At 68.1% G+C, this 20,496-nt stretch carries 23 protein-coding genes; 14 read left to right on the plus strand and 9 right to left on the minus strand.

Annotated features, from left to right (window positions below; genetic code table 11):
* A partial coding sequence (locus ACSFBM_RS24990) for a class I SAM-dependent methyltransferase (RefSeq protein WP_435486793.1) occupies positions 1–515 on the plus strand: 515 nt, incomplete at its 5' end.
* Positions 516–632: 117 nt separating this feature from the next.
* Here the strand turns inward: ACSFBM_RS24990 and ACSFBM_RS24995 are convergent.
* Positions 633–1,238: a porin family protein gene (locus tag ACSFBM_RS24995; protein ID WP_435486794.1), complete on the minus strand. Its 606-nt coding sequence runs from the start codon at positions 1,236–1,238 to the stop codon at positions 633–635.
* A 324-nt stretch (positions 1,239–1,562) separates the two neighbouring features.
* Between ACSFBM_RS24995 and ACSFBM_RS25000 the strand changes: the two genes are divergently transcribed.
* On the plus strand, positions 1,563–2,036 hold the full coding sequence (locus ACSFBM_RS25000) for a 2'-5' RNA ligase family protein (protein ID WP_435486795.1): 474 nt from the start codon (positions 1,563–1,565) through the stop codon (positions 2,034–2,036).
* Positions 2,037–2,183: 147 nt separating this feature from the next.
* Positions 2,184–2,675 (plus strand): RidA family protein, encoded by a 492-nt coding sequence (locus ACSFBM_RS25005; RefSeq protein WP_435486796.1) that lies wholly within the window; start codon positions 2,184–2,186, stop codon positions 2,673–2,675.
* Here ACSFBM_RS25005 and ACSFBM_RS25010 read toward each other — a convergent pair.
* Positions 2,672–3,748, minus strand: a complete 1,077-nt coding sequence (locus ACSFBM_RS25010) for a DUF72 domain-containing protein (RefSeq protein ID WP_435486797.1) — start codon at positions 3,746–3,748, stop codon at positions 2,672–2,674. The genes ACSFBM_RS25005 and ACSFBM_RS25010 overlap by 4 nt on opposite strands.
* Before the next feature lie 62 nt (positions 3,749–3,810).
* On the opposite strand from ACSFBM_RS25010, the gene ACSFBM_RS25015 reads away from it, so the two are divergent.
* The 8 genes from ACSFBM_RS25015 (at position 3,811) to ACSFBM_RS25050 (ending at position 10,261) form a co-directional block, all read left to right on the plus strand.
* Entirely contained in the window at positions 3,811–5,313 is a 1,503-nt protein-coding gene (locus tag ACSFBM_RS25015) for a sensor histidine kinase (RefSeq protein WP_435486798.1), read from the plus strand.
* Positions 5,310–5,948 carry a response regulator transcription factor gene (locus ACSFBM_RS25020; RefSeq protein WP_435486799.1) on the plus strand — a complete coding sequence of 213 codons (639 nt, stop codon included), beginning with the start codon at positions 5,310–5,312 and terminating at the stop codon, positions 5,946–5,948. Before ACSFBM_RS25015 ends, ACSFBM_RS25020 begins: the two co-directional genes overlap by 4 nt.
* 118 nt (positions 5,949–6,066) lie before the next feature.
* On the plus strand, positions 6,067–6,567 hold the full coding sequence (locus tag ACSFBM_RS25025) for a GlcG/HbpS family heme-binding protein (protein ID WP_435486800.1): 501 nt from the start codon (positions 6,067–6,069) through the stop codon (positions 6,565–6,567).
* Positions 6,567–7,274, plus strand: coding sequence for an ankyrin repeat domain-containing protein (locus ACSFBM_RS25030; RefSeq protein WP_435486801.1), 708 nt, complete (start codon positions 6,567–6,569; stop codon positions 7,272–7,274). The genes ACSFBM_RS25025 and ACSFBM_RS25030 overlap by 1 nt, the downstream gene beginning before the upstream one ends.
* Positions 7,275–7,320: 46 nt before the next feature.
* Entirely contained in the window at positions 7,321–7,953 is a 633-nt protein-coding gene (locus ACSFBM_RS25035) for an FMN-binding negative transcriptional regulator (protein WP_435486802.1), read from the plus strand.
* 1 nt (position 7,954) lies between these two features.
* On the plus strand, positions 7,955–8,173 hold the full coding sequence (locus tag ACSFBM_RS25040; RefSeq protein ID WP_435486803.1) for a hypothetical protein: 219 nt from the start codon (positions 7,955–7,957) through the stop codon (positions 8,171–8,173).
* Positions 8,163–9,293: a tRNA adenosine(34) deaminase TadA gene (gene tadA / locus ACSFBM_RS25045; protein WP_435486804.1), complete on the plus strand. Its 1,131-nt coding sequence runs from the start codon at positions 8,163–8,165 to the stop codon at positions 9,291–9,293. Before ACSFBM_RS25040 ends, tadA begins: the two co-directional genes overlap by 11 nt.
* On the plus strand, positions 9,290–10,261 hold the full coding sequence (locus ACSFBM_RS25050) for an LD-carboxypeptidase (RefSeq protein ID WP_435486805.1): 972 nt from the start codon (positions 9,290–9,292) through the stop codon (positions 10,259–10,261). Before tadA ends, ACSFBM_RS25050 begins: the two co-directional genes overlap by 4 nt.
* A 49-nt stretch (positions 10,262–10,310) precedes the next feature.
* On the opposite strand, the gene ACSFBM_RS25055 is transcribed toward ACSFBM_RS25050, so the two are convergent.
* Positions 10,311–10,646 carry a hypothetical protein gene (locus ACSFBM_RS25055; RefSeq protein ID WP_435486806.1) on the minus strand — a complete coding sequence of 112 codons (336 nt, stop codon included), beginning with the start codon at positions 10,644–10,646 and terminating at the stop codon, positions 10,311–10,313.
* A 343-nt stretch (positions 10,647–10,989) separates the two neighbouring features.
* Between ACSFBM_RS25055 and ACSFBM_RS25060 the strand changes: the two genes are divergently transcribed.
* From ACSFBM_RS25060 to ACSFBM_RS25070, 3 genes are all read left to right on the plus strand, one after another.
* Positions 10,990–11,937 carry an adenylate/guanylate cyclase domain-containing protein gene (locus tag ACSFBM_RS25060; RefSeq protein ID WP_435486807.1) on the plus strand — a complete coding sequence of 316 codons (948 nt, stop codon included), beginning with the start codon at positions 10,990–10,992 and terminating at the stop codon, positions 11,935–11,937.
* 134 nt (positions 11,938–12,071) lie between these two features.
* Positions 12,072–12,413 carry a hypothetical protein gene (locus ACSFBM_RS25065; RefSeq protein WP_435486808.1) on the plus strand — a complete coding sequence of 114 codons (342 nt, stop codon included), beginning with the start codon at positions 12,072–12,074 and terminating at the stop codon, positions 12,411–12,413.
* Between the two features lie 255 nt (positions 12,414–12,668).
* Entirely contained in the window at positions 12,669–13,022 is a 354-nt protein-coding gene (locus ACSFBM_RS25070; protein ID WP_435486809.1) for a hypothetical protein, read from the plus strand.
* Positions 13,023–13,042: 20 nt separating this feature from the next.
* Here ACSFBM_RS25070 and ACSFBM_RS25075 read toward each other — a convergent pair whose 3' ends face one another.
* The 6 genes from ACSFBM_RS25075 to ACSFBM_RS25100 all read right to left on the minus strand — a co-directional run bounded on the left by ACSFBM_RS25075 (position 13,043) and on the right by ACSFBM_RS25100 (position 20,459).
* Positions 13,043–14,437, minus strand: a complete 1,395-nt coding sequence (locus ACSFBM_RS25075; protein WP_435486810.1) for an amidase — start codon at positions 14,435–14,437, stop codon at positions 13,043–13,045.
* A 172-nt stretch (positions 14,438–14,609) separates the two neighbouring features.
* Entirely contained in the window at positions 14,610–16,253 is a 1,644-nt protein-coding gene (locus ACSFBM_RS25080) for a dipeptide ABC transporter ATP-binding protein (protein ID WP_435486811.1), read from the minus strand.
* A 1-nt stretch (position 16,254) separates the two neighbouring features.
* Positions 16,255–17,196, minus strand: coding sequence for an ABC transporter permease (locus ACSFBM_RS25085; protein WP_435486812.1), 942 nt, complete (start codon positions 17,194–17,196; stop codon positions 16,255–16,257).
* 31 nt (positions 17,197–17,227) lie between these two features.
* Positions 17,228–18,169: an ABC transporter permease gene (locus ACSFBM_RS25090; protein WP_435486813.1), complete on the minus strand. Its 942-nt coding sequence runs from the start codon at positions 18,167–18,169 to the stop codon at positions 17,228–17,230.
* A 151-nt stretch (positions 18,170–18,320) separates the two neighbouring features.
* Positions 18,321–19,904, minus strand: a complete 1,584-nt coding sequence (locus ACSFBM_RS25095) for an ABC transporter substrate-binding protein (RefSeq protein WP_435486814.1) — start codon at positions 19,902–19,904, stop codon at positions 18,321–18,323.
* A 6-nt stretch (positions 19,905–19,910) separates the two neighbouring features.
* Complete coding sequence (locus tag ACSFBM_RS25100) at positions 19,911–20,459, minus strand: MarR family winged helix-turn-helix transcriptional regulator (RefSeq protein ID WP_435486815.1); 549 nt, start codon at positions 20,457–20,459, stop codon at positions 19,911–19,913.
* Between the last annotated feature and the right edge of the window lie 37 nt (positions 20,460–20,496).

A 20,496-nucleotide genomic window follows, 5' to 3' on the forward strand; every position in this document is an offset into this window, starting at 1 on the left:
TGGGACCCGAAGGGCGGGTCTACAGCTTCGTGCCGGCCGAGGTCGCCCACTTCAGCAACGATCCGGTCGGCCGCATGCGAGCGCTTGCGAAGGAGCCGGGCCGGGAGAACGTCGAAGTCGTCTCCTCAGACCTCGTGGCGCTGCCGGAGGCAACGCAACCAGCGGACGTCGTGTGGCTGCACCTGTTCTATCACGACCTCCACACCGCGCTGGCCCAGGCCAGGGGTGCGACGGCGGCCCTCTTCAATCAAGCTGTATTCGAACGGCTGAAGCCCGGCGGGTTCTACGTCGTCGTCGACCACGCCGCTGCCGCCGGCGCAGGAACCAACGTCGCTCCGTCGCTGCATCGGATCGAGCCGGTATCCGTTCGCGAGGAAGTGGAGGCGGCCGGCTTCGTACTCGACGCGGAGAGCACCTTGCTGGCGGACAAGGACGATACGCACTCGGTCAAGGTGTTCGATCCCTCGATCAAGGGCGAGACCGATCGTTTCGCCTATCGGTTCGTGAAGCCCTGACAGGTAAAGCTTCTATCGCAGGACGGAACTGAATCCGATACAGGGTCAGCCGCGCTTGTATGCGGCCTCCTGGAAGGCGATGGACGACGGCGTTGTGCCCCGGCATGCATCGGGGGTCTAGAAGCTCGCCTTCAGGCCCACCGTCAGCATGCCGCCCTTGGCCTGCTTCGACAGCTTGCCGAAGTAGTCGTAGTCCGCAGTGATCGCCAGGTTCTGCGTCACCCGATATTCGGCGCCGAAGCCTGCCATGACGCCGTTGGCGCTGCCCGAGAAGCGCCGGTCGCCAGGTGCGCCGTTGTCGCCACCGGAAATACGCCCGCGCGCAATGCCGAGACGCCCGTTGACGGCGAAGGCGTCGCCCAGCGGCAGTCTTGCGGTGGCCGCCGCATAGAAGGCCTGGCCCGAGCCGCTCTGCAGCGTCGAAGCACCGTAGGCCGAGCGCCACTGGCTCACGCGGCCGAGCCGTGCATAGCCGGCTTCCACGCCGAAGTGCTCCGTCAGCCGGTAGCCGCCGTACAGCTTGTAGGCCGTGCCGGCCTTGCTGCTTTTTTCGCCACCCCACGGCGCGGGCGCGTTGCTGGACGACGAGAGGCTGAAGCTCGAACGGCCGATGGCGCCGCCCGCATAGAAGCCGGTGTCCTGTTCGGGGCCGGCGGCGTGCGCAGCCGTGCCCAGAAGAAGTGCCGTGAAGAAGGTGAGGGTGCAGGCTGGCGAATGCTTCAAGATGAAATTCCTGGTTGGAGTCGTTGGGATCTGTGTCACAGGCAGACGGCGATGGAGCCTGTCCGCCCGTGTGCATCGATTCTCAAAAACCAGCCTGAAGACCTGCTTGGCACTTGCTGAAGGGCGCATGAAGCGCGCAGGTCCATGGGCGATGATCGAGGCATGTCAGAACAGTTTCTTCTTCCCGGTATCGATCCCCCGCCGCGGCCCCTGCCGCGCCCCCGAAGCAAGGCGCGCAGCAAGCAAGTGCTGCCGCACTCGCTCTTTTTTGCACTGCTTCCCCACGCGCAAGACGCCACGTCGATCGAGGCGCTCGGCGAACGCATGAACTCGCAACACGCATTGAAGGGAACACCGGTCCAGGCGCATCGCCTGCATGTCACGTTGTTCGACCTGGGCGGCTACGCGCAGGTGCCACCCGACACGGTGGCGCAGGCCTCGAGCGCGGCCGCCGCGGTCGCGGCCCCGGCATTCGACATCGTCTTCGACAAGGCCATGAGCTACACCAAAGGCGCGCTGGTGCTGTGCGCCGACGACGAAAAGAACACCACGGCCCTCATGGCTTTCCGGCAGCGCCTGGGCGAAGCGCTGGCCGATGCGGGCCTCAAGCCCTCGCGCGCCTTCACGCCGCACATGACGCTGGCCTATGCTCGGCGCAAGCTGGAGAAGCACGCGCTCGAAGCGCCCGTCAAGTGGACCGCAGGCTCGCTCGTGCTGATCGACAGCCACGTGGGCGAGGGCGTGCACGAGGTGCTCGGCCGGTGGCCCGACGCCCACCTGGACACAGCGCTCGCCTGACACGAACGAGCGCCCCGCCGCAGGTCTGCAGGTCGGCCCAAGCCGGCACCTGGTCGCCCTGTCTGTTCCGCCCTCGATCCGCATCGTCTGTATCTGTTCCGCGGCGAAGGGGATGGCGACAATGACGCTCCCTTTCACGGAACAGCCATGACAGACAAGACCCGAGACCAGACCGCCGACCAGATTGCCGCCGAGCTGGGTCACAGCTTCGACGGCGAGATCATTGCCGGCGGCCACTACGTGCCCCTGGTGCGCGACGGCCGCACGGTCTACCTCAGCGGGCAGGTGCCGCGCGTGGGCACCACGGTGGTGGTCACCGGCCGCGTCGGCGACGCGGTGTCGCTGGCCAGGGCCCAGGAGGGCGCGCAGATCTGCACGCTGCGCAGCCTCACGCTGCTGCGCCGGGCGCTCGGCTCGCTCGATGCGGTCGAGAAGGTGTTGCGCGTGGGTGTGTTCGTGCAGTGCACGGCCGACTTCACGCAGCAAAGCGAGGTGGCCGATGCCGCGTCGGACCTGCTGCACCGCGTGTTCGGCGACGCCGGCGTGCATGTGCGCACGGCGGTCGGTGTCTATGCGCTGCCGAAGAACGCGACGGTCGAGGTCGAGATGACCGTCGCCGCCAAGCAGAACATCGGCTAAGGCGACGCCAGGCCGGTGAGGTCGCGCGCCAGTTGCGCAATGGTCAGCGGCGCGCAGCCTTCGGCGTTGTTGCTCACGGTGACGAAGGCGTTCTGGCCCGCACGGGTGGTGCCGGCAATCACCTTGGCCAGCGCGGCGCGGGTTTCGGGGTCGGGGTCGACGATCCTGTCGAACGGGCCGTAGAGTTTTTCCGCATCCTCATAGCCGAAGCGGCCGTGGCGCCGGTGCAGGTTCCAGCGGCACACCAGCGGCCCGGGCCACAGCGCGCGCAGCATCGGCAACTGGTCTTCGATGGGCGGCATCTTGGCGTGCAGGCCCATGCAGAAGGTGGCGCCCACGCTGCGCAGCATCGCGGCGAAGGCGGGGTTCAGCAACTGCGGGTCGCGCACCTCGACGGCGAACACCGCGTCGGGCGCGACCTGCTTCAGGCCGGGCAAGGCATCGAGCATTTCGGCGATGCGCGCGAGCAGCGCAGGCTGGTCGGCCAGGATGTGCCCCGGAATCGGGCTCAGCTGGAACACCAGCACGCCGATGCGATGGCCCAGCCCTTCGAGCGCGGGCAGCACGAACTCCTGCCGCGCGATATCGGGGCTCAGGAACACCGGGTTGGCCTGCATGCCGCGCCCGCTTTCGTCGCGCACGGTGGCGTCGCTCACCAGGCTCGGCGCCTTCACCATGAAGCGGAAGTCGTCGGGCACCATGGCCGCGTAGCGGGCGTACTGGCTCGCGGTGAGGGCGCGGTAGAAGTTGCGGTCCAGGCTCACGGTGCGAAACAGCGGGTGCTTGGCGAGTGCGTGCAGGCCGTGCTTCGACAGCACGCTCTCGGCGTATTCGCCGTCCCACACCAGGTCGGCCCAGCCGGGGTAGCTCCACGACGAGGTGCCCAGCCGCAGGTTGGGCGGCAGCGCGGCCGCCAGTTCGATGAGTGCGGGGTCTGCAGGCGCGGGCTCGACGGTGCCGGTGCGCGACTTCTTCCTGGCGGGCGCTTCGGCCTCGGAAGGCGCGGACGCGGCCACGGGCGCCTCTTCGGGGCGCGGCAGCTCGGGAAAAAGAGAGTCCTGTACTTCAACCATGTCTTGGGCCGCATTCTCGGCCCACATCGATCAGGCCTGGCGTGGCGGGCACAATCCGCGCCATGAAACAGTGGTTGCGTACGCAGGGCGGTTGGTGGCTGGCATGGCTGGCGCTCACCGCCGTGGGCGCGGTGTGGATCGCGCGCGCCGAGCTCGCGCAGATGCACCAGGACTTCGAGACCGACGTGCGCATTGCGCACCGCCTGCTGAGCCAGCAGATGGTGCAGTACGACGCCGTGCTGGCCACGCTCGCGTTGCTGGAGCCCAGCACCGGCGCGGACCATCCGGAGCAGCGCCTGCCGTCCGTGTACTCCTCGATCCTGCGCGTGCAGCGGCGCGAGCGCGACGAGCCCTGGACCGACACCCCGCAGATGGGCACCACCGCGCAGGCGCTGGCGGCGGCGGAAGCGCGCTCGCGCGACCAGCGCCGCGCCGAGCTCGCCACCCTCGACCTGGCCCACGGCCGCTATGTGCTCGTGATGGGCGCCACGCCGTTCAGCTACGCGCTGGACATCGACCTGGCCGGCTCCGTGCCGTGGCGCGACTGGCCGATGAACCCGCAGCGCAGCCCGGTGCGCCTGAGCCTGCAGCGCGACGGTCAGCAACTGGTGCTGCAGCCGGGCGTGCCGGCGGCCAACGGCTGGCGCTTCGGGCTGACCAAGGCGCTGGCGTCTCCGAGCCAGCCTTTCGACGTGGTGGCCGAACGGCAGGTGGGCTGGGGCGAGTTGCCGTGGCGCGGCATTGCCGCGTGGGCGGCTGCCATGGCCGCGCTGCTGGCGGGGCTGTGGGCCGCGCAGCGCCAGCGCATCGCGCGGCGGCGTGCCGAAGAACTGCTGCGCCTGGGGCAGGTCGCGCGGCTCAATGCACTGGGGGAGCTCTCGGCCGGCCTGGCGCACGAACTCAACCAGCCGCTGACGGCGGTGCTGGCCAACGCGCAGGCTGCGCGCCGCCTGCTCGACGACGATCCGCCGGACCTGGCCACCGCGCGCGACGCGATGGGGCAGGCCGTGGAGCAGGCCCGCCGCGCGGCCGGCGTGGTGGGGCGCCTGCGCCGCGTGATCGAGCGGCCCGAAGCCGGCGGCGACGTGAAGCCGCTGGTGCTGCAGGAGGTGGTGCGCAGCGCCATGCACCTGCTGGCGCCCGAGTTCGCGCAGCGCACCGTGGCCGCGCAGTTCGACGCCGCCGCGCAGGCGCCGGTGCGCGTGCAGGCCGAGGCGGTGGCGCTGGAGCAGATCGTTCACAACCTGCTGATGAATGCGCTGCAGGCGCTCGAGCTGGTGCCCGCCGCCGAGCGCCGGCTCGTGGTGTCGGTCGGGCGCAATGGGCAGGAGGGCGTGCTGACCGTGACCGACAACGGCCGCGGCATTGCGCCGGAGGCGCTGCCGCGCCTGTTCGAGCCGTTCTTCAGCACGCGCGAAGGCGGGCTGGGCCTGGGCCTGAGCCTCAGTGAAACGCTGGCCAGCGGCATGGGCGGCAGCCTGGGCGCGGCCAACGTGTCGCCGCGCGGCGCGCGCTTCACCTTGCTGCTGCCGCTCGTCGCACCCACCGCGGAGCGTTCGTCATGAACACCCCCGCTCCCCACCAGCCACAGTCGCCGCTCATCCACCTGATCGACGACGACCAGGCGGTGCGCGACGGCCTGTCGCTGCTGATCGGCACGGTCGGCCTGCGGGTGCAGGCCTGGGCCGACCCGCAGGCCTTCATCGACGGCTTCGACCGCGCGAGCGTGGGCGCCATCGTGCTGGACGTGCGCATGCCCGGCATCAGCGGGCTCACGGTGCTCGACCGGCTGGTGGCGCAGGGGGTCGACCAGCCCGTGATCATGCTGACCGGCCACGGCACGGTCGAGATGTGCCGCCGTGCCTTCAAGGCCGGCGCGGCCGAGTTCCTCGAAAAGCCGGTGGACGACGAGCAGTTGCTCGAAGCGTTGCAGCACGCGGTGCGCCAGCATGTTCGCTCGCGCGAGCGTTCGCAGGCCGACAACGCGGCGCGCGAGCAGGTGGCGCAGCTGTCGGAGCGTGAGCGCGAGGTGCTGGGCTTCATCGTGCAGGGGCTCACCAACAAGGAGATCGCGCGCGAACTGGCGCTGTCGCCGCGCACGGTCGAGACGCATCGCGCCAACCTGTTCGCCAAGCTCGGTTGTGATTCGCTGGCCCAGCTGATCCGGCGCTATGCCGTGCTGGTGGACAGGGCTGCGTAGTTCTACGGAGCGGCGCGCGTAGCCGTACGAATGGCTGGCGCGCGCGTTGTTTTCTACAGTGGCGCAGCCGTCGGCAACAGCCGGCGCGAACACCCGAATCCACTGGAGAAAACGAACAATGCAAACCATCCTTCGCCTCGGCAGCCTCGCCGTCCTGCTCGCCGCTTCGGTCGCGCAAGCCCAGACCCCCGCAGCTGCGGTCCGCACGGAAAGGAACATGTCGCTCGCGCTGGCCAACCAGCTCGCGTCTGAAGCCGTGGCAGCCTGCGCGGCCAACGGCTACAACGTGGCGGCCACCGTGGTCGATCGCGCCGGCACCGTGCGTGCCGTGCAGCGCGCCGACAACGCAGGCCCGCACACGCTGGCTTCGAGCGAGCGCAAGGCCTGGACCTCGGCTTCGTCGAAGGCGCCCACGCAAGCCATGATGGAAGGCTCGCAGAAGAACCCCGGCGGCGCCAACCTGGTGTACCTGCCGGGCGTGCTGCTGCTGGGCGGCGGCGTGCCGGTCAAGTCGGGCAACGAGGTGATCGGCGCGGTCGGCGTGGGCGGCGCGCCCGGCGGCCACCTCGACGAGCAATGCGCCAACACGGCCATCGACAAGGTCAAGGGCCTGCTCTGATGTTCGCGCGCGGTATCTGGTCGGGCATGCTGGTCGCCGCGCTCGGGTTGGGCGTGTCGACGGTCGCGTGCGCCCAGGTGCCGCCGCTCGCGGCCGAGGTGCAGGCCTATGACGGTCTGCACCAGGCTGCGTGGCACGGCGACCTGGCGAAGCTCAGGAGCCTGATCGCCTCGGGCGCGAACCTCGATGCGCGCGACACGCGCGGCCGCACGCCGCTGCAGGTCGCCACGCATGCGCGGCAGCGCGAGGCCGTCAAGCTGCTGGCCAGGGCCGGCGCCAATCTCGACCTGCTCGAGGACGACCGCTACGACGCGGTCACCATCGCGTCGGTGGCCGACGATGCCGCCACGCTCTCTGTTTTGCTGTCGCTCGGCGCCAGTGCCGGGCAGACCACGAGCCGCTACGACGGCACCGCGCTCATTGCGGCCGCGCACCTCGGGAACGACGAGGTGGTGCGCCGGCTGATCGCGGCCGGCGCGCCGCTGGACCATGTCAACAACCTGCACTGGACGGCGGTGATCGAGTCCATCGTGCTCGGCGACGGCGGCCCGCGCCACCAGCGTACGCTGGCCGCGCTGGTCGGTGCCGGCGCCAGCCTCGCGCTGGCGGACCGCCAAGGCAACACGCCGCTGCAGTTGGCGAAGGCGCGTGGCTACACGGCCATGGTGAAACTGCTGGAAGAACCGCGCGCAACGCGCGCAAGATAGGTCGGCTCGGGGACAATCGGACCTCGCCCCACGAGGAAACCGCCCCATGTACATGCCCCCGCAGTTCAACGCCAAGGACCCGGCCATCGCGCTGGAGCTGATGCGCTCGCATCCGTTCGCGAGCCTTATTTCGAACGACGACGACGGCCTGCCCTACGTCTCGAACCTGCCGTTGGTGGCCGAACAGCGAGAGGGCGACGATCTGGTTCTGTGGGGCCATTGCGCCAAGCCCAATCCGCACTGGCGCTACCTGCAGGCGCGGCCCAGGGCGACCGTCACCTTTCTCGGTCCGCACGCCTACCTGTCGCCGTCGGTCTATCCCGACCTGGCGCGCGTGCCGACGTGGAACTACCTCGCCGTGCATTGCACGGTCGAGGCGCGCCTGGTCGAGGAGCCAGGCGCGAAGGACGTGCTGTTGAAGAAACTCATCGGCGACCACGAGCCGGCGTATGCGCAGCAATGGCGAGACCTGGGCGAGGAGTTCCAGCTCAAGATGCTGGCAGGCATCGTCGGTTTCGAGCTGCGCGTGACGGCGCTGCAATGCAAGGTCAAGCTCAACCAGCACCGGCGCGAATCGCATGCCGCCATGCACGCCATGTACAGCGCGGGCACGCCGGACGAGCAGGCATTGGCCGCGTGGATGGACCGCCTCGGCATGCCCGCGACCGAAGGCCGCTGAGATGCGCGGACTCGGATTGATCGGCCTCGTGCTGGCCCTGCTGATCGTAGGGCTGGTCGCGAAGAAGCAGATGACCAGCGTGGCTGCACCCGTGGGCGTGCCGCCGGTTGCCGGGGAGTCGAGCGGCACTGCCCACGACCAGGCGCAGCGCGTTCAGCAGCAGGTCAAGGACGCGCTCGACGCCGCGGCCAAGACGCGCCAGATGCCGGATGACAACTGAGGCCGCCCCAGCAAGCTCGCCGAGCGACGTGCACTGGATGTCGCTGGCGCTGGCCGAGGCGCGCCTGGCGGCTGCGGCGGGCGAGGTGCCCGTCGGCGCGGTGCTGGTGAAGAACGGCCGGCTCCTCGCGACCGGCCGCAACACCCCCGTGGCGCAGCACGACCCGAGTGCGCACGCGGAAATCAACGCGCTGCGCGCCGGTGCCGCGGCCCTGGGCAACTACCGGCTCGACGGCTGCGAGCTGTTCGTCACGCTCGAGCCGTGCGCCATGTGTTCGGGCGCCATGCTGCATTCGCGCCTGGCGCGCGTGGTGTTCGGCGCGACCGATCCGAAGACCGGCGCGGCCGGTTCGGTGCTCGATCTTTTTGCCGAGCCGCGGCTGAACCACCGCACGCAGGTGCAGGGCGGGGTGCTGGCCGACGAATGCGCCGCGGTGCTGCAGGCCTTCTTCCAGCAACGCCGAAGCGCCGCGCGCGCGCAGGCCGAGCCCTTGCGTGACGACGCGCTGCGCACGCCGGCCGAACGCTTTGCCGCGCTGGAGAACTACACCTTCGCACCGCGTCGCATGCAGGACCTGCCGGCGCTGCACGGCTGGCGCATGCACTACGTCGATGAAAGCGGTGAAAGCAGTGAAGGCAGTGAAGGTGAGAGGCTCGCAGCCTGCCTGTGCCTGCACGGCCCGGGCGAATGGGGCTACTTCTTCCGTCACCTCGTGGGCCTGCCGGGCCTGCGCACGCTGGTGCCCGACCTGGTCGGCTTCGGGCGGAGCGACAAGCCCAAGCGCGAGACCATGCACACGCTGGCGTGGCATGGTGAAGTGCTGCGTGAATGGCTCGCGGGCGTGCAGGCGGGCCCGCTGGTGCTGGTGCACAGTGCGGCCGCCACCGAACTCGCCGCGCTGTTGCAGGCCCTCGTGCCTGAGCTTTTCGTCGCGACGCTCGTCGCACCCGAGGGCGATGAGCGCATCGAGGATGCATGGCGCGCGCCGTACCCCGACCGTGGCTACGAAGCCGCACTGCGCGCGCTCGGGCCCATCGCATCCTCCTCGGGGCCGACGTTGGCGCAGGCACGGGCGCTCGCTCTTGAAGTGCGCAACGCAATGGGATACTCGACCACGTGACCAAACACATCTACATCTATTCCCCCTCCAGTGCCATTCGCGACAAGGCCGCCTTCCGACGCGGCGTGAAGCGGCTCAAGGCGCTGGGCCACGAGGTCGAAGTCGACGACGCGGCACTCTCGGTGCACCAGCGTTTTGCAGGCGACGACGCCACGCGGCTCGCGGCAATTTCGCGCGCCGCGGCCAGCGGTGCCGACGTGGCGCTCATCGCGCGCGGCGGCTACGGCCTCACGCGCATCCTCGATGCGCTGCCTTACAAGGCCATTGCCAAGGCGATCGGCAAGGGCACCGAGTTCGTCGGCTGCAGCGACTTCACCGCGCTGCAGAACGCCTTGCTCGCCAAGACCGGCGCCGTCACGTGGGCCGGTCCTGCGGTCGGCGAAGACTTCGGCGCCGAAGCCGGCCCCGACGACATCATGGAAGCCTGCTTCGACGACCTCGTGAGCGGGCAGGGCGAAGGCACCGGCTGGCGCATGCCCGCGCGCGACGCCGACCTGAAGTTCAAGGCCGTGCAGGACGCGGTGCTGTGGGGCGGCAACCTCTGCGTGCTGGCCAGCCTGCTCGGCACGCCGTACTTTCCAGCCATCGACAAGGGTGTGCTCTTCATCGAGGACACCAACGAACACCCGTACCGCGTCGAACGCATGCTCGACCAGTTGAAGATGGCCGGCGTGCTCGCGCGTCAACGTGCCATCGTGTTCGGCCAGTTCACGGGTGTGCGCAAGGTGCCGGGCTATGACCGCGGCTTTGGCATCAACACCGTGATCGACCGGCTGCGTGCCTCCCTCAAGGTGCCCGTGCTGGCTGGCTTGCCGTTCGGGCACGTTGCGACAAAAGTACTACTTCCGGTTGGCGCCAAAGTGTCGATGGCCGCCGAGGGGCGCGACGTGTTTCTGGTCTGGGGTCACCGGCACGAGGCCGGCGATCACGATCACCACGGGCACGACCATCACCACCACGCGCATTGAAAAAAGAAGCGGCCCCGAAGGGCCGTTGCTGCTTGACGCGTGGGTCAGGTCAGGCGTCGTGCGTGAAGCGCTGGTGGGCCCTGGGGCCCATCGAGCCGGGCAGGCCGCCCTTGAACATGCTGTTGATGGTTTTCATCTGGTGGCGCGCGGCGGTTTCGCCGTCGATCGCGCTCAGCGCAATCATCACGTCCTGGCGCAGATACCAAAGCGACTCGACATCGGCCGCAAAGCGCACCCGCTGGCTCACGCGCTGTACCGAATTGCCGCCATGGTCCTGGAGCACCGAGAGCATTGCGGTGCGGATGCGCCCCAATTGGCTCTCTGCAGCCTGACGGGAACCAAAGCCGGGCAGCTTCAGCAGGCGAAGAATGCGACGAAAGAGCATGGGACAAAAAGCGTATTGCTGGGAGCAGTGACGTTCGATACCTTAAGCGTCAGTTCACGATTGCACAAGATCCGGAACAGTGTTCCTTGTTTGTAAACAACACGCTTTACTTAGAGATCTTTTCTGATGTCTGGTTTTGTTTTCTAAAGTACTACATATCAAAGAATGACTGTCTCCCATCTGATCTGTTGCAAGTTGCGTATACATGTAACGTCAACAAATATGGCGTGCAAGCCGGTCCACTTTTTGCGGCAATGCACACAAGCAACGGAAATGGTTTGCAGGGTAACGTGGGGACTCGGCCATTTACCAACAGCGATCTGAAAACGAGAATCACAAGAACATGGGTGTCAATTCCACAGTCGTATTCGCGGACTTGACGGGAAGTACCAGGGTCTTCGAGGCCATGGGGAATGCGCGAGCCACGGAAACCGTCACGCGGCTGACGCAATGGATCGGCGGCGTATGCCAGACGCACGGCGGCCGTGTCGTGAAGTCGCTCGGCGACGGCGTGTTCGCCATTTTTTCGACGGGTGCCGCCGCCACGCATGCCGTCATCGAACTGCAGCGCTATCACCAGAAGCGCCTGCTCGTGTGGCCGGAGCCGTTGCGCATGGCGTTGCAGATCGGCGTGGCGAGTGGCGAGGTGGTCGAGGTCGAGGGCGACTGCTACGGCGACGCCGTCAACCTGGCCTCGCGGCTCAGCGACCTGGCGGGACCCGGCCAGATCTGGGTGACCGATGCGGTCATCTCGCAGTTGCACGAGGGGTCGGTGCAGCACCGGGACCTGGGCCACATCAACATCCGCGGTCGCAACGAGATGCCGGTCGTGCATCGCATCGACTGGCAGGAAGAGGTGACCTCCTTTCTCACGGTGCCCGCCTCGCTCGCACCGTCGCGCATGGCCGACTCCTCGTTCGGGCAGATCGAGCTGGCCTGGCTCGACGTGCGCTCGATGTTCCGCATCGAACAGCTGCCGATCCACCTGGGCCGTGTCGACGACGCGCAGTTCGTGGTGAACGACCCGCGCGTGTCGCGGCTGCATGCGCGCATCGAGATGCGCCAGGGCAGTTGCGTGCTGATCGACGTCAGCACCTACGGCACCTGGGTGCGCTTTCACGGCAACGGCGGCCCGAGCACCGAGATCGCCCTGCGCCGCGAAGAGTGCGTGCTGCACGGCAGCGGCGAAATCGGCCTGGGTGCCCCCTTGAGCGATTTCAGCGCGCCCACCATCGCCTTCAACACGACCGGCGGCGACGTGATGCTCTCGCGCCGCGAAATTGCGCGCTGATCCGCATTGAACCGCGGACGCTGCGGGTTGCTCGCCTTTGGCAACCCGCTTTTGCGCCGCCCGGTGCACCGTGGCACGGGTTGCGGCGTTGTCTGGGCACCCGGACACCGTCCGCCCTTGGCCCCGGAGCCCCTGTGAATTCCAAACCTCAATCTTCTGTTTTCAAATGGGCCGCCGTCGGCGCCGTAGCGGCCGTTGCGTTGCTGGCAGCGGGCGGGGCCAGCGCGCGCGGCAGCTGGTCGGTTCAGATCGGCACGCCTGGCGTGGCCTACCCGGCACCGTACTACGCGCCGCCGCCGGTCTATCCGTATCCGGCGCCCATCTACTACGAAGCGCCGCCGCCGGTCTATTACCGGCCGCCGCCGCCCGTGTACTACCGCCCGGCGCCCGTCTACGCGCCGCCGCCCGGTCGGGTCTACTACGGACCCGGCTATCCCTACCGTCCGCCGAACGGGTGGTACGACGAGCGCGATTGAGCGTCGGCCCGCCTTGCAGCCGTCCCGGCGGCTGAAGGTTTTCTGAAATATGGCATGCCAGCTGGCATGCCATATTTGTTTCAGGATGCGACGAAAAAGTCACATCAATTCACATTTGTGTGGCTTTGCGGTCGCTTCGACGCCTCTGGCACGCCGTTTCCCACAGGTTTGCGCAAGGCATGCCGCTTGCCTTGAGTCGTTCACCTGCGTTGAAGCGCAGGAGGAGCGACACATGGGATTCATGGCATGAACGCAATGAGCATCGGCGGCCTCAACGGCATGGACGGCGGGGCCAGCGTGAACTTCGGCGCGGACAGCCGTCCGCAGCCGCGCACCCTGGTGCGCAGCAACGCGGTGACGCATGTGCGTCCCTTCACCACCGTCGAAGCCGCGATCGCCGCGATCGAATCGCTGGACCGCGAACTCAGGAAGTTCGAGCTCGCGGTGGCCGACAGCCTGCAGGACTACCTCGGCGTACAGATGGCGCAGATCACCGACTGTGCGCTGGCACGCGGCTGGGAGCCGCTCAGCTTCATGCAGCGGGACGGGTTTCGCGTGTACCGCTACGAAGCGATGCGCAACTACGCCAAGCGCAGCAAGAAGCGCTGAGGTTCCCGGCGGCGGCCTGCTCAGGCTTGCCCGGCCGGTTCCGGCCACGGCGCCTGCGCGGGCCGCGCGCCTTCGTAGAACGCGGCCATCTGCAGCACGCCCAGGTCGTCGAAGCGGCGCCCCGCAATCTGCAGCCCGATGGGCAGGCCGCTCTTGGCGTAGCCGCAGTTGATCGATGCCGCGGGCTGCTCCGACTGGTTGAACACCGAGGTGAAGTGCGAGTCCTTCATCGGGGTGTCCGCGCCGCTGTTGATGGCGTGCGCCGCGAACGGCAGCCCGGGCGACACCGGGGACAGCACGTAGTCGTACGGCTGCGTGGCGGCCACGGTGGCTGCGCGCAGCACCTGCATGCGCGCGAAGGCGCGGAAGGTGTCTTCGGGCGTGAGCGAGCCCGCAAACTCCGCCGCCGCATGGATGTAGGGCGCCGCCAGCGCGGCGCGGTCCGGCGGCATGTTGGCCAGGTCCACACGGCAACGCATGGTGAAGAAATGGGCCATGCCCATGCGCATGTCCGTCGTGGTCCAGTCGGCGAGCGGCTCGACGATGGCGCCGGCCTGCTCGAACAATCGCGCAGCCGCGAGCACAGCCTCCCTCACTTCCGGGTCGAGCGGCCAGCCACCGGAAGGCTCGGTCCACAGGCCGATGCGAACCCCCTTCATGTCGCGTTCCAGGTGCCGCCAGGCGATGTCCTGCGCCGGCAGGCTCATGTAATCGCGCGGGTCCGGGCGGGAGACGACCCGCATCAGCAGCGCGGCGTCCGCGACCGTGCGTGTCATCGGCCCGATCACGCGGGCGGCCGCCGGCGGATCGACCGGAATGCGACCATGGCTGGGCTTCAGGCCGAACACCCCGCAGAAGCTGGCGGGAATGCGCACTGAGCCGCCGATGTCGGTGCCCAGGTGCAAGGGGCCGTAGCCCGCAGCTGCCGCGGCGCCCGCGCCGGAACTGGACCCGCCGGTGTTCCTGCTCAGGTCCCACGGGTTGCGCGTGAGCGGGTGAAAGCTCGACGGTGCCGCGCCCAGAAAGCCGAAGTCGGGCATCGTGGTCTTGGTGACGATCACCGCGCCCGCTTCTCGCAGGCGCGCGGCGGCGGGTGCATCGGCGGTGGCCGGTGCGAGCACCGTGGCCGCGCTGCCCAGCGGCGTGGGCGTGCCGCGCGTGGCGATGTTCTCCTTCAGCGTGACCGGCACGCCGTCGAGTTCGCCCTGCGGTGCGCCTTTGGCCCAACGCGCTTCCGAGACCTTTGCCGATGCCAGGGCCGCCTCGGCGTCCAGGCCGTAGGTGGCCTGGATGTGTGGTTCCCATTGCGCAATGCGGTCCAGCACGGCCCGGGTCACGTCGACGGGGGAGAGCACGCGGTCGCGGTATTGCTCCAAAAGCCGGACGGCGCTGAGTTCGTACAAGGGTGTTGTCATGTGTCTTGTCGTTGGTTGGGGGTTGGGGGTTGGAGAGGAAAGGCGGAAGGAGGGGCCGTGATGCTTCTTTCGCACGTTTCAACAGAGTCGAGCCGACGCGCGCAGCAAGCCGCTCACCGAGTCGACCGGAACCCGGCCATGGCTGGGCTTGAGGCCGAAGACTCGCGGGGCATCAGCCCTGCCCGAACGCGTAGCCCTGGCCCGGCGCCGCGGCCAGCAGCGAGCGCGTGTAGGCCTCGCGAGGCGACAGCAGCACCTCGCGCGCGGAGCCTTCCTCGACGATGCGTCCCTTGTGCATGACGATCAGCCGGTCGCACACCTGGCTGGCCACGCGCAGGTCGTGCGTGATGAAAAGAATGCCGATGGAAAGTCGCTGCTGGATTTCCGCGAGCAGCTTCAGGATCTGGTCCTGCACCGACACGTCGAGCGCGGACACGGCCTCGTCGGCAATCAGCACCTGCGGTTCGCAGGCCAAAGCGCGCGCAATGCACAGGCGCTGGCGCTGGCCGCCGGAAAACTCGCTCGGGTAGCGGTGCAGCACCTCGGGCTTCAGGCGCACGAGCGCCATCAATTCTTCGGCGCGCTGCCATGCGGCGGCCGGCGCCATGCCGAAGTTCACCGGCCCCTCGACGATCGATTGCCCCACCGTGCGGCGCGGGTTCAGCGAGCGGTTCGGGTCCTGGAACACCACCTGCACGGTGCGCCTGAAGGCCGACAGCCGTCCGCGTGCCGAGTCGTGGGTTTCCATGCCTGGCATGCGCACCTCGCCCTCGGTCGGCTCGATGAGCCGCGCGATGCAGCGCGCCACCGTCGACTTGCCCGAACCCGACTCACCCACGATGCCCACGGTTTCGCCGGCGTGCAGCCGCAGGGACACATCGGTGGCCGCATGCACCGTGCGGCGCTTGCCCGGCCAGGAGCCGGAGCGGTAGGTCTTGGTGACGCTGCGCGCATCGAGCAGCGGCGGGGCATCGGCCACGGGCGGGCGTTGCGCGGGCTCCAGCCGCGGCACGGCGTCCAGCAGCATCCGGGTGTAGGGCTCCTTCGGGCGGCGCAGCACTTCATCCTTGTCGCCGCTCTCGACCTGGCGTCCGAGCTGCAGCACCACCACCTGGTCTGCGATGTCCGCCACCACCCCGAAGTCATGCGTGATGAACAGCACCGCCGTGCCGTTCTCCTGCTGCATCTCGCGGATGAGCGAAAGGATCTCGGCTTGCGTCGTCACGTCCAGCGCGGTGGTCGGCTCGTCGCAGATCAGCAGCGCGGGCCGCAAGATCAGCGCGATGGCGATCACGATGCGCTGGCGCTGCCCGCCCGACAGTTGGTGCGGGTAGGCGTCGTAGATGCGCTCGGGGTCGGGCAGCTTCACGCGCGCGAAGATCGCCAGCACCTTCTGCCGGCGCTCGGCCTTGCCCAGCGCCGTGTGCTCGGCCAGCATCTCGTCGACCTGGTCGCCGCAGCGCATCACCGGGTTCAGCGCGGTCATGGGTTCCTGGAACACCATGGCCATGCGCACGCCGCGAAGCGCGCGCAAGCGGTTGCGGTCGGCCTCGAGCACGTTCTCGCCCTGCACCTCGATGCGCCCGCCCGAGGGCACGAGCGAAGGCGGCAGCAGGCCCATCACGGCCTGCGCGATCACTGACTTGCCCGAGCCCGACTCGCCCAGCAGGCACATGACCTGGCCGGGCATCACGTCGAATGAAATGTCGTGCACCGCATGCGCGCGGTCGGCGCCCGAGGGCAGGTCGATGCGCAGGTTGCGCACCGCAAGGCAAGGTCCCTGGCCGGTGAGTTGAGTGGAAGGGGTGTGCGCCATCTCAGCCTCCGCGCTGGTTGAACTTGGGGTCGAGCGCGTCACGCAGGCCATCGCCCAGCATGTTTACCGCCAGCACCGTGGTCGCGAGGAACGCGCCCGGCAACAGCACCGTCGACGGATGCGAGCTGAAGTACGCGCGGCCTTCCGACATGAGGTTTCCCCAGGTCGGCACGTCCGAAGGAAGGCCGATGCCCAGGAACGACATCACAGCCTCCACCAGCATGGCCGCTGCGCAGATGAATGTGCCCTGCACGATCAGCGGCGCGACGGTGTTGGGCAGGATGTGGCGCAGCATGAGCCGCCAGGTGGGGGTGTCCAGCGCAATGGCTGCCTCCACGTACGGTTCCTCGCGCACCGACAGTACCACCGAGCGCACCAGGCGCGCCACGCGCGGCGTCTCGGGCACCATGATGGCCAGTATCACGGTCCAGATGCTGGGCCGCCACACGGCCACCAGCACGATGGCGAACAGGATGCCGGGAATGGCCATGACCCCGTCCATCACCCGCATGATCACGCCGTCGACCCGGCGAAAGTAGCCTGCCACCATGCCCACCACCAGCCCGAGCGCAACGGATGCCAGCGCCACCGCCGCGCCCACCGACAGCGACACGCGCGCGCCGTAGGCCGTGCGGCTCCAGATGTCGCGGCCCATGCTGTCGGTGCCCAGCGGAAACACGCGCACGAACGAGTCGCCACCCAGCGTGACGAACTCCGCCCGCGTGCCGGGCGACAGGTGCGCGCTGGCCGGGTCCATGGTGTTGGGGTCGATGGTGTAGAGCCAGGGCGCGGCCACCGCAATGAGCAGCATGAGGCACAGCAGCGCGCTGCCCAGGCGCACCGCGCCGTTGGAGAAGATGCGGCGCAGCAACGAGCGCTTGCGCGCACGGGGCGCGGTGGTCGCATCTGCCGCGTGAATGGGAGTCGTGGAAATCGACGTCATGGATGAGGCTTTCGACAAAGGGCGGGGCGGCTCAGTAGCGGATGCGCGGATCGAGCAGCAGGTAGCTCAGGTCCACCAGCAGGTTGACCACCACGTACACGAGCGAGAAGAACAGGGTGATGCCCTGGATGAGCGGGTAGTCGCGCGACAGCACGGCGTCTACCGTGAGCTGGCCCAGCCCCGGAATGGCATAGATGGTCTCGGTGACCACCACGCCGCCGATCAGGCCCGCCACGCTCAGCCCGACGATGGTGGCGATGGGAACGGCCGCGTTGGCCAGCGCATGGCGCATCAGCATGCGCCACTCCGAAATGCCCTTGGCGCGCGCGGTTCGCACGTAGTCTTCGGTCAGCGCCTCGGACGCCGCGGCGCGTGTGACCCGCGCGATGAGCGCAGCGTACGTCACCGCCAGCGTGACGCACGGCAGCACCAGGTTGCGCAGCCACGGGCCCACGCCGTCGGCGATGCGGCTGTAGCCCTGCGAGGGCAGCCAGCCCAGCTGCATGGAGAACAGCCAGATCATCAGGTAGCCCGCCACGAACACCGGCACCGAGAAGCCGAGCACCGACGCACCCATGATGAAACGGTCGAGCCAGCCGCCGCGCCTGGCGGCCGCCAGCACGCCCAGCGGCACCGCGATGAGCACCGTGAGCACCACCGTCACCGCGGCCACCGAGAGCGTCGGCTCCAGCCGCTGGCCGATGAGTTGGGTCACGCTCATCTTGTAGAAGAAGGAATAGCCCAGGTCGCCTCGCAGCACATGGCCCAGCCACGTGACGAACTGGCTCACGATGGAGTCGTTCAGCCCGAGCTGCGCGCGGATGCGCTCGATGTCCAGCGCGCTGGCCGAGTCGCCCGCGATGGCCGCCGCAGGGTCGCCGGGCGTCATGCGCAGCAGCAGGAAGACGATGACGGCGACGATCATCAGCACGGGCACGGTGGCCAGGCCGCGCCGCAACAGGAAGTTGAGCATGTGAAGAGGTCCAGTGCGAACAGGAAATGCACCAAGGCGTGAAAGCGCGGGCAAGGGAAGTCCCCGACCGGTTGCTGCACGAGCAAACGGCCAAGTGACGGCTGGCGGTAGATAAGCGGGGAGGGCGCCGGCCGAAGCCGGCCGGGAGCGGCTACTTCTTCTGCACGTTCCAGTACAGAACAGCGGGCGACTTCAGCAGCCCGCTCACCACGCCGCGGCGCACGGCCGTCGGCGCCTTGCCTTCACCCAGCGGTGCGATCACGCCGCCCTCGAGCACGCGCAGCTGGATCTGGGTGGCAATGTCCTTGCGCTGCGCGAGGTCGGCTGTCTCGATGAAGCGCGACTTCAGCTTCTCCAGCTCGGGGTCGACCGGCCAGCCGAAATAGCCCTGGTCGCCGTTGCCCGTGAGCGGGCTGTAGGTGAGCGGGCTGCTGGCGTCCACGCCGCCCCAGAAGGTGATGAAGGCGTTCCAGCCGCCGTTCTCCACCGGGTCTTTCTTTGTCCGGCGCGTCACCAGCGTGGCCCAGTCGGTGGTCTGCACGTCGACGTTGAAGCCGACCTGCTTGAGCAGCTGGCCGTACACCGCCGGCAGCTTGTTCAGGGCGGGCGAATCGCCCGGCAGCATGATGACCACCGGCTTGCCGTCGTAGCCCGATTCCTTCAGCAGCTTGCGCGCCGCTTCGAATTGCGGCTTGCCGGTGTAGAAGCCCGTCTTGTCGCTCGCGTACACGGAGCCGCACAGGTAGATCGATGCGCAGGGCTTGTAGAAGTCGCGGAAGGTGGCCTGGGCGCGCAGCATCGCTTCCTGGTTGATGGCGAGCATTGCGGCCTTCAACGCCTTCGGGTTGTCGAAGGGCGGCACCTTGTGGTTGTAGATGACGGTGAAGGGGCCCGCTGGCATCACGTCGACCAGCTCGATCTTCTCGTTGGTACGCATGTCGGCGTAGCCTGCGGCCGGCACCGTCTCGATCATGTCGACCTCGCCGTTGAGCAGCGCATTGGCCTGCGTCTGCGAGTCGCGCAGCAGCACCCATTCGACGCGGTCCACGTGCACCACCTTGCCGCCGGCCAGGCCCGAGGCGGGTTCCTTGCGCGGCACGTAAGCGGTGTTCTTGCGGTAGACGATGCGGTCGCCGGGGCGAAAGTCTTCCTTCGCCAGCGTGAAGGGGCCGGAGCCGGTCATGTCCTCGATCTGCTTGTCCGCGGGCGTGTCTGCCACGCGCTTGGGCATGATGAAAGGCACCAGCGGGCTGGGCTTTCCGAGCGCATCGAGCACCACGCCGAAGGGCTGCCTGAAGGTCATGCGAAAGCCGTTGGGGCCGTCGGCAACGATGCTGTCCATGGCTTCGTACATCTTCTGGCCCAGCGTGTCGCGCTTGGCCCAGCGCGCGAGCGAGGCGATCACGTCCTGCGAGGTGACGGGTGCGCCGTCATGGAACTTCAGGCCCGGGCGCAGGGTGAACGTCCACACCTTGTTGTCTGCGCTGGCGCTGTACTTGTCGACCATCTGCGGCTTGATCGCGCCCTTTTCGTCCATGCCGAACAGGGTGTCGTAGATCATGAAGCCGTGGTTGCGCGTGATGTTGGCGGTGGTCCAGATCGGGTCGAGGATCTTCAGGTCCGACGAAGGGACGGTGCGCAGCACGGTCTGCGCCGGCGCAGCGCTTGCGAACGACAGGGCCAGCGTGGAAAGAGCGACCGCGAACGCGCGGCGCGGCGAGAAGATGGTTGCCATGGAGCCTTACTTCTTTCGAGGGGAGGAGGAGGGAGATTGGGATGTGGACGAGGGAGATGCATCGCCCTCCTTGCTGTCGCGCAACATCGCGAGGAACACCTCGAACATGTCGCGCGAGCCGGCTTCCGCATCGATGATCTTTTGAAGAATGCGGTGCAGTGTCTGTACCTCGGAGGCGCTCAGGCAATCGAGAAAGCGTGCCTCCATTTCGCGGCCGATCGGCTCCGCGCGCAGCACCAGCTCGACGCCGCCATCGGTCAGTTCCAGGTGAATCTGCCGCGCGTCCTCGGTGCCGATGCGGCGCTGAACCAGCGCGCGCTGCACCAGGGAGCCCACGAGCTTGGAGACCAGCGTCTTCTCGATGCCGCAGCTCTGCACCAGCTGGCCCATGGTGATGCCCGGTGCGCCGCCGATCATGCGCAGCAGCCGCACGTCGCGAATCGACAGGCCGAGTTCGATCTCGTACACGCGGGAGCCGCGATCACGCGTTCGCTCGGATGCCACGTCGAGCAGAACGTTGAGGTAGTCGGTCTTGAGTTGAAGAGGTTTATGCATGCTCGAATAGGAGAAATCTTCAATAGTTGAAAGTTTC

Origin of the sequence: Variovorax pasteuri (assembly GCF_051216435.1) — a bacterium.
GTDB lineage: Bacteria > Pseudomonadota > Gammaproteobacteria > Burkholderiales > Burkholderiaceae_C > Variovorax.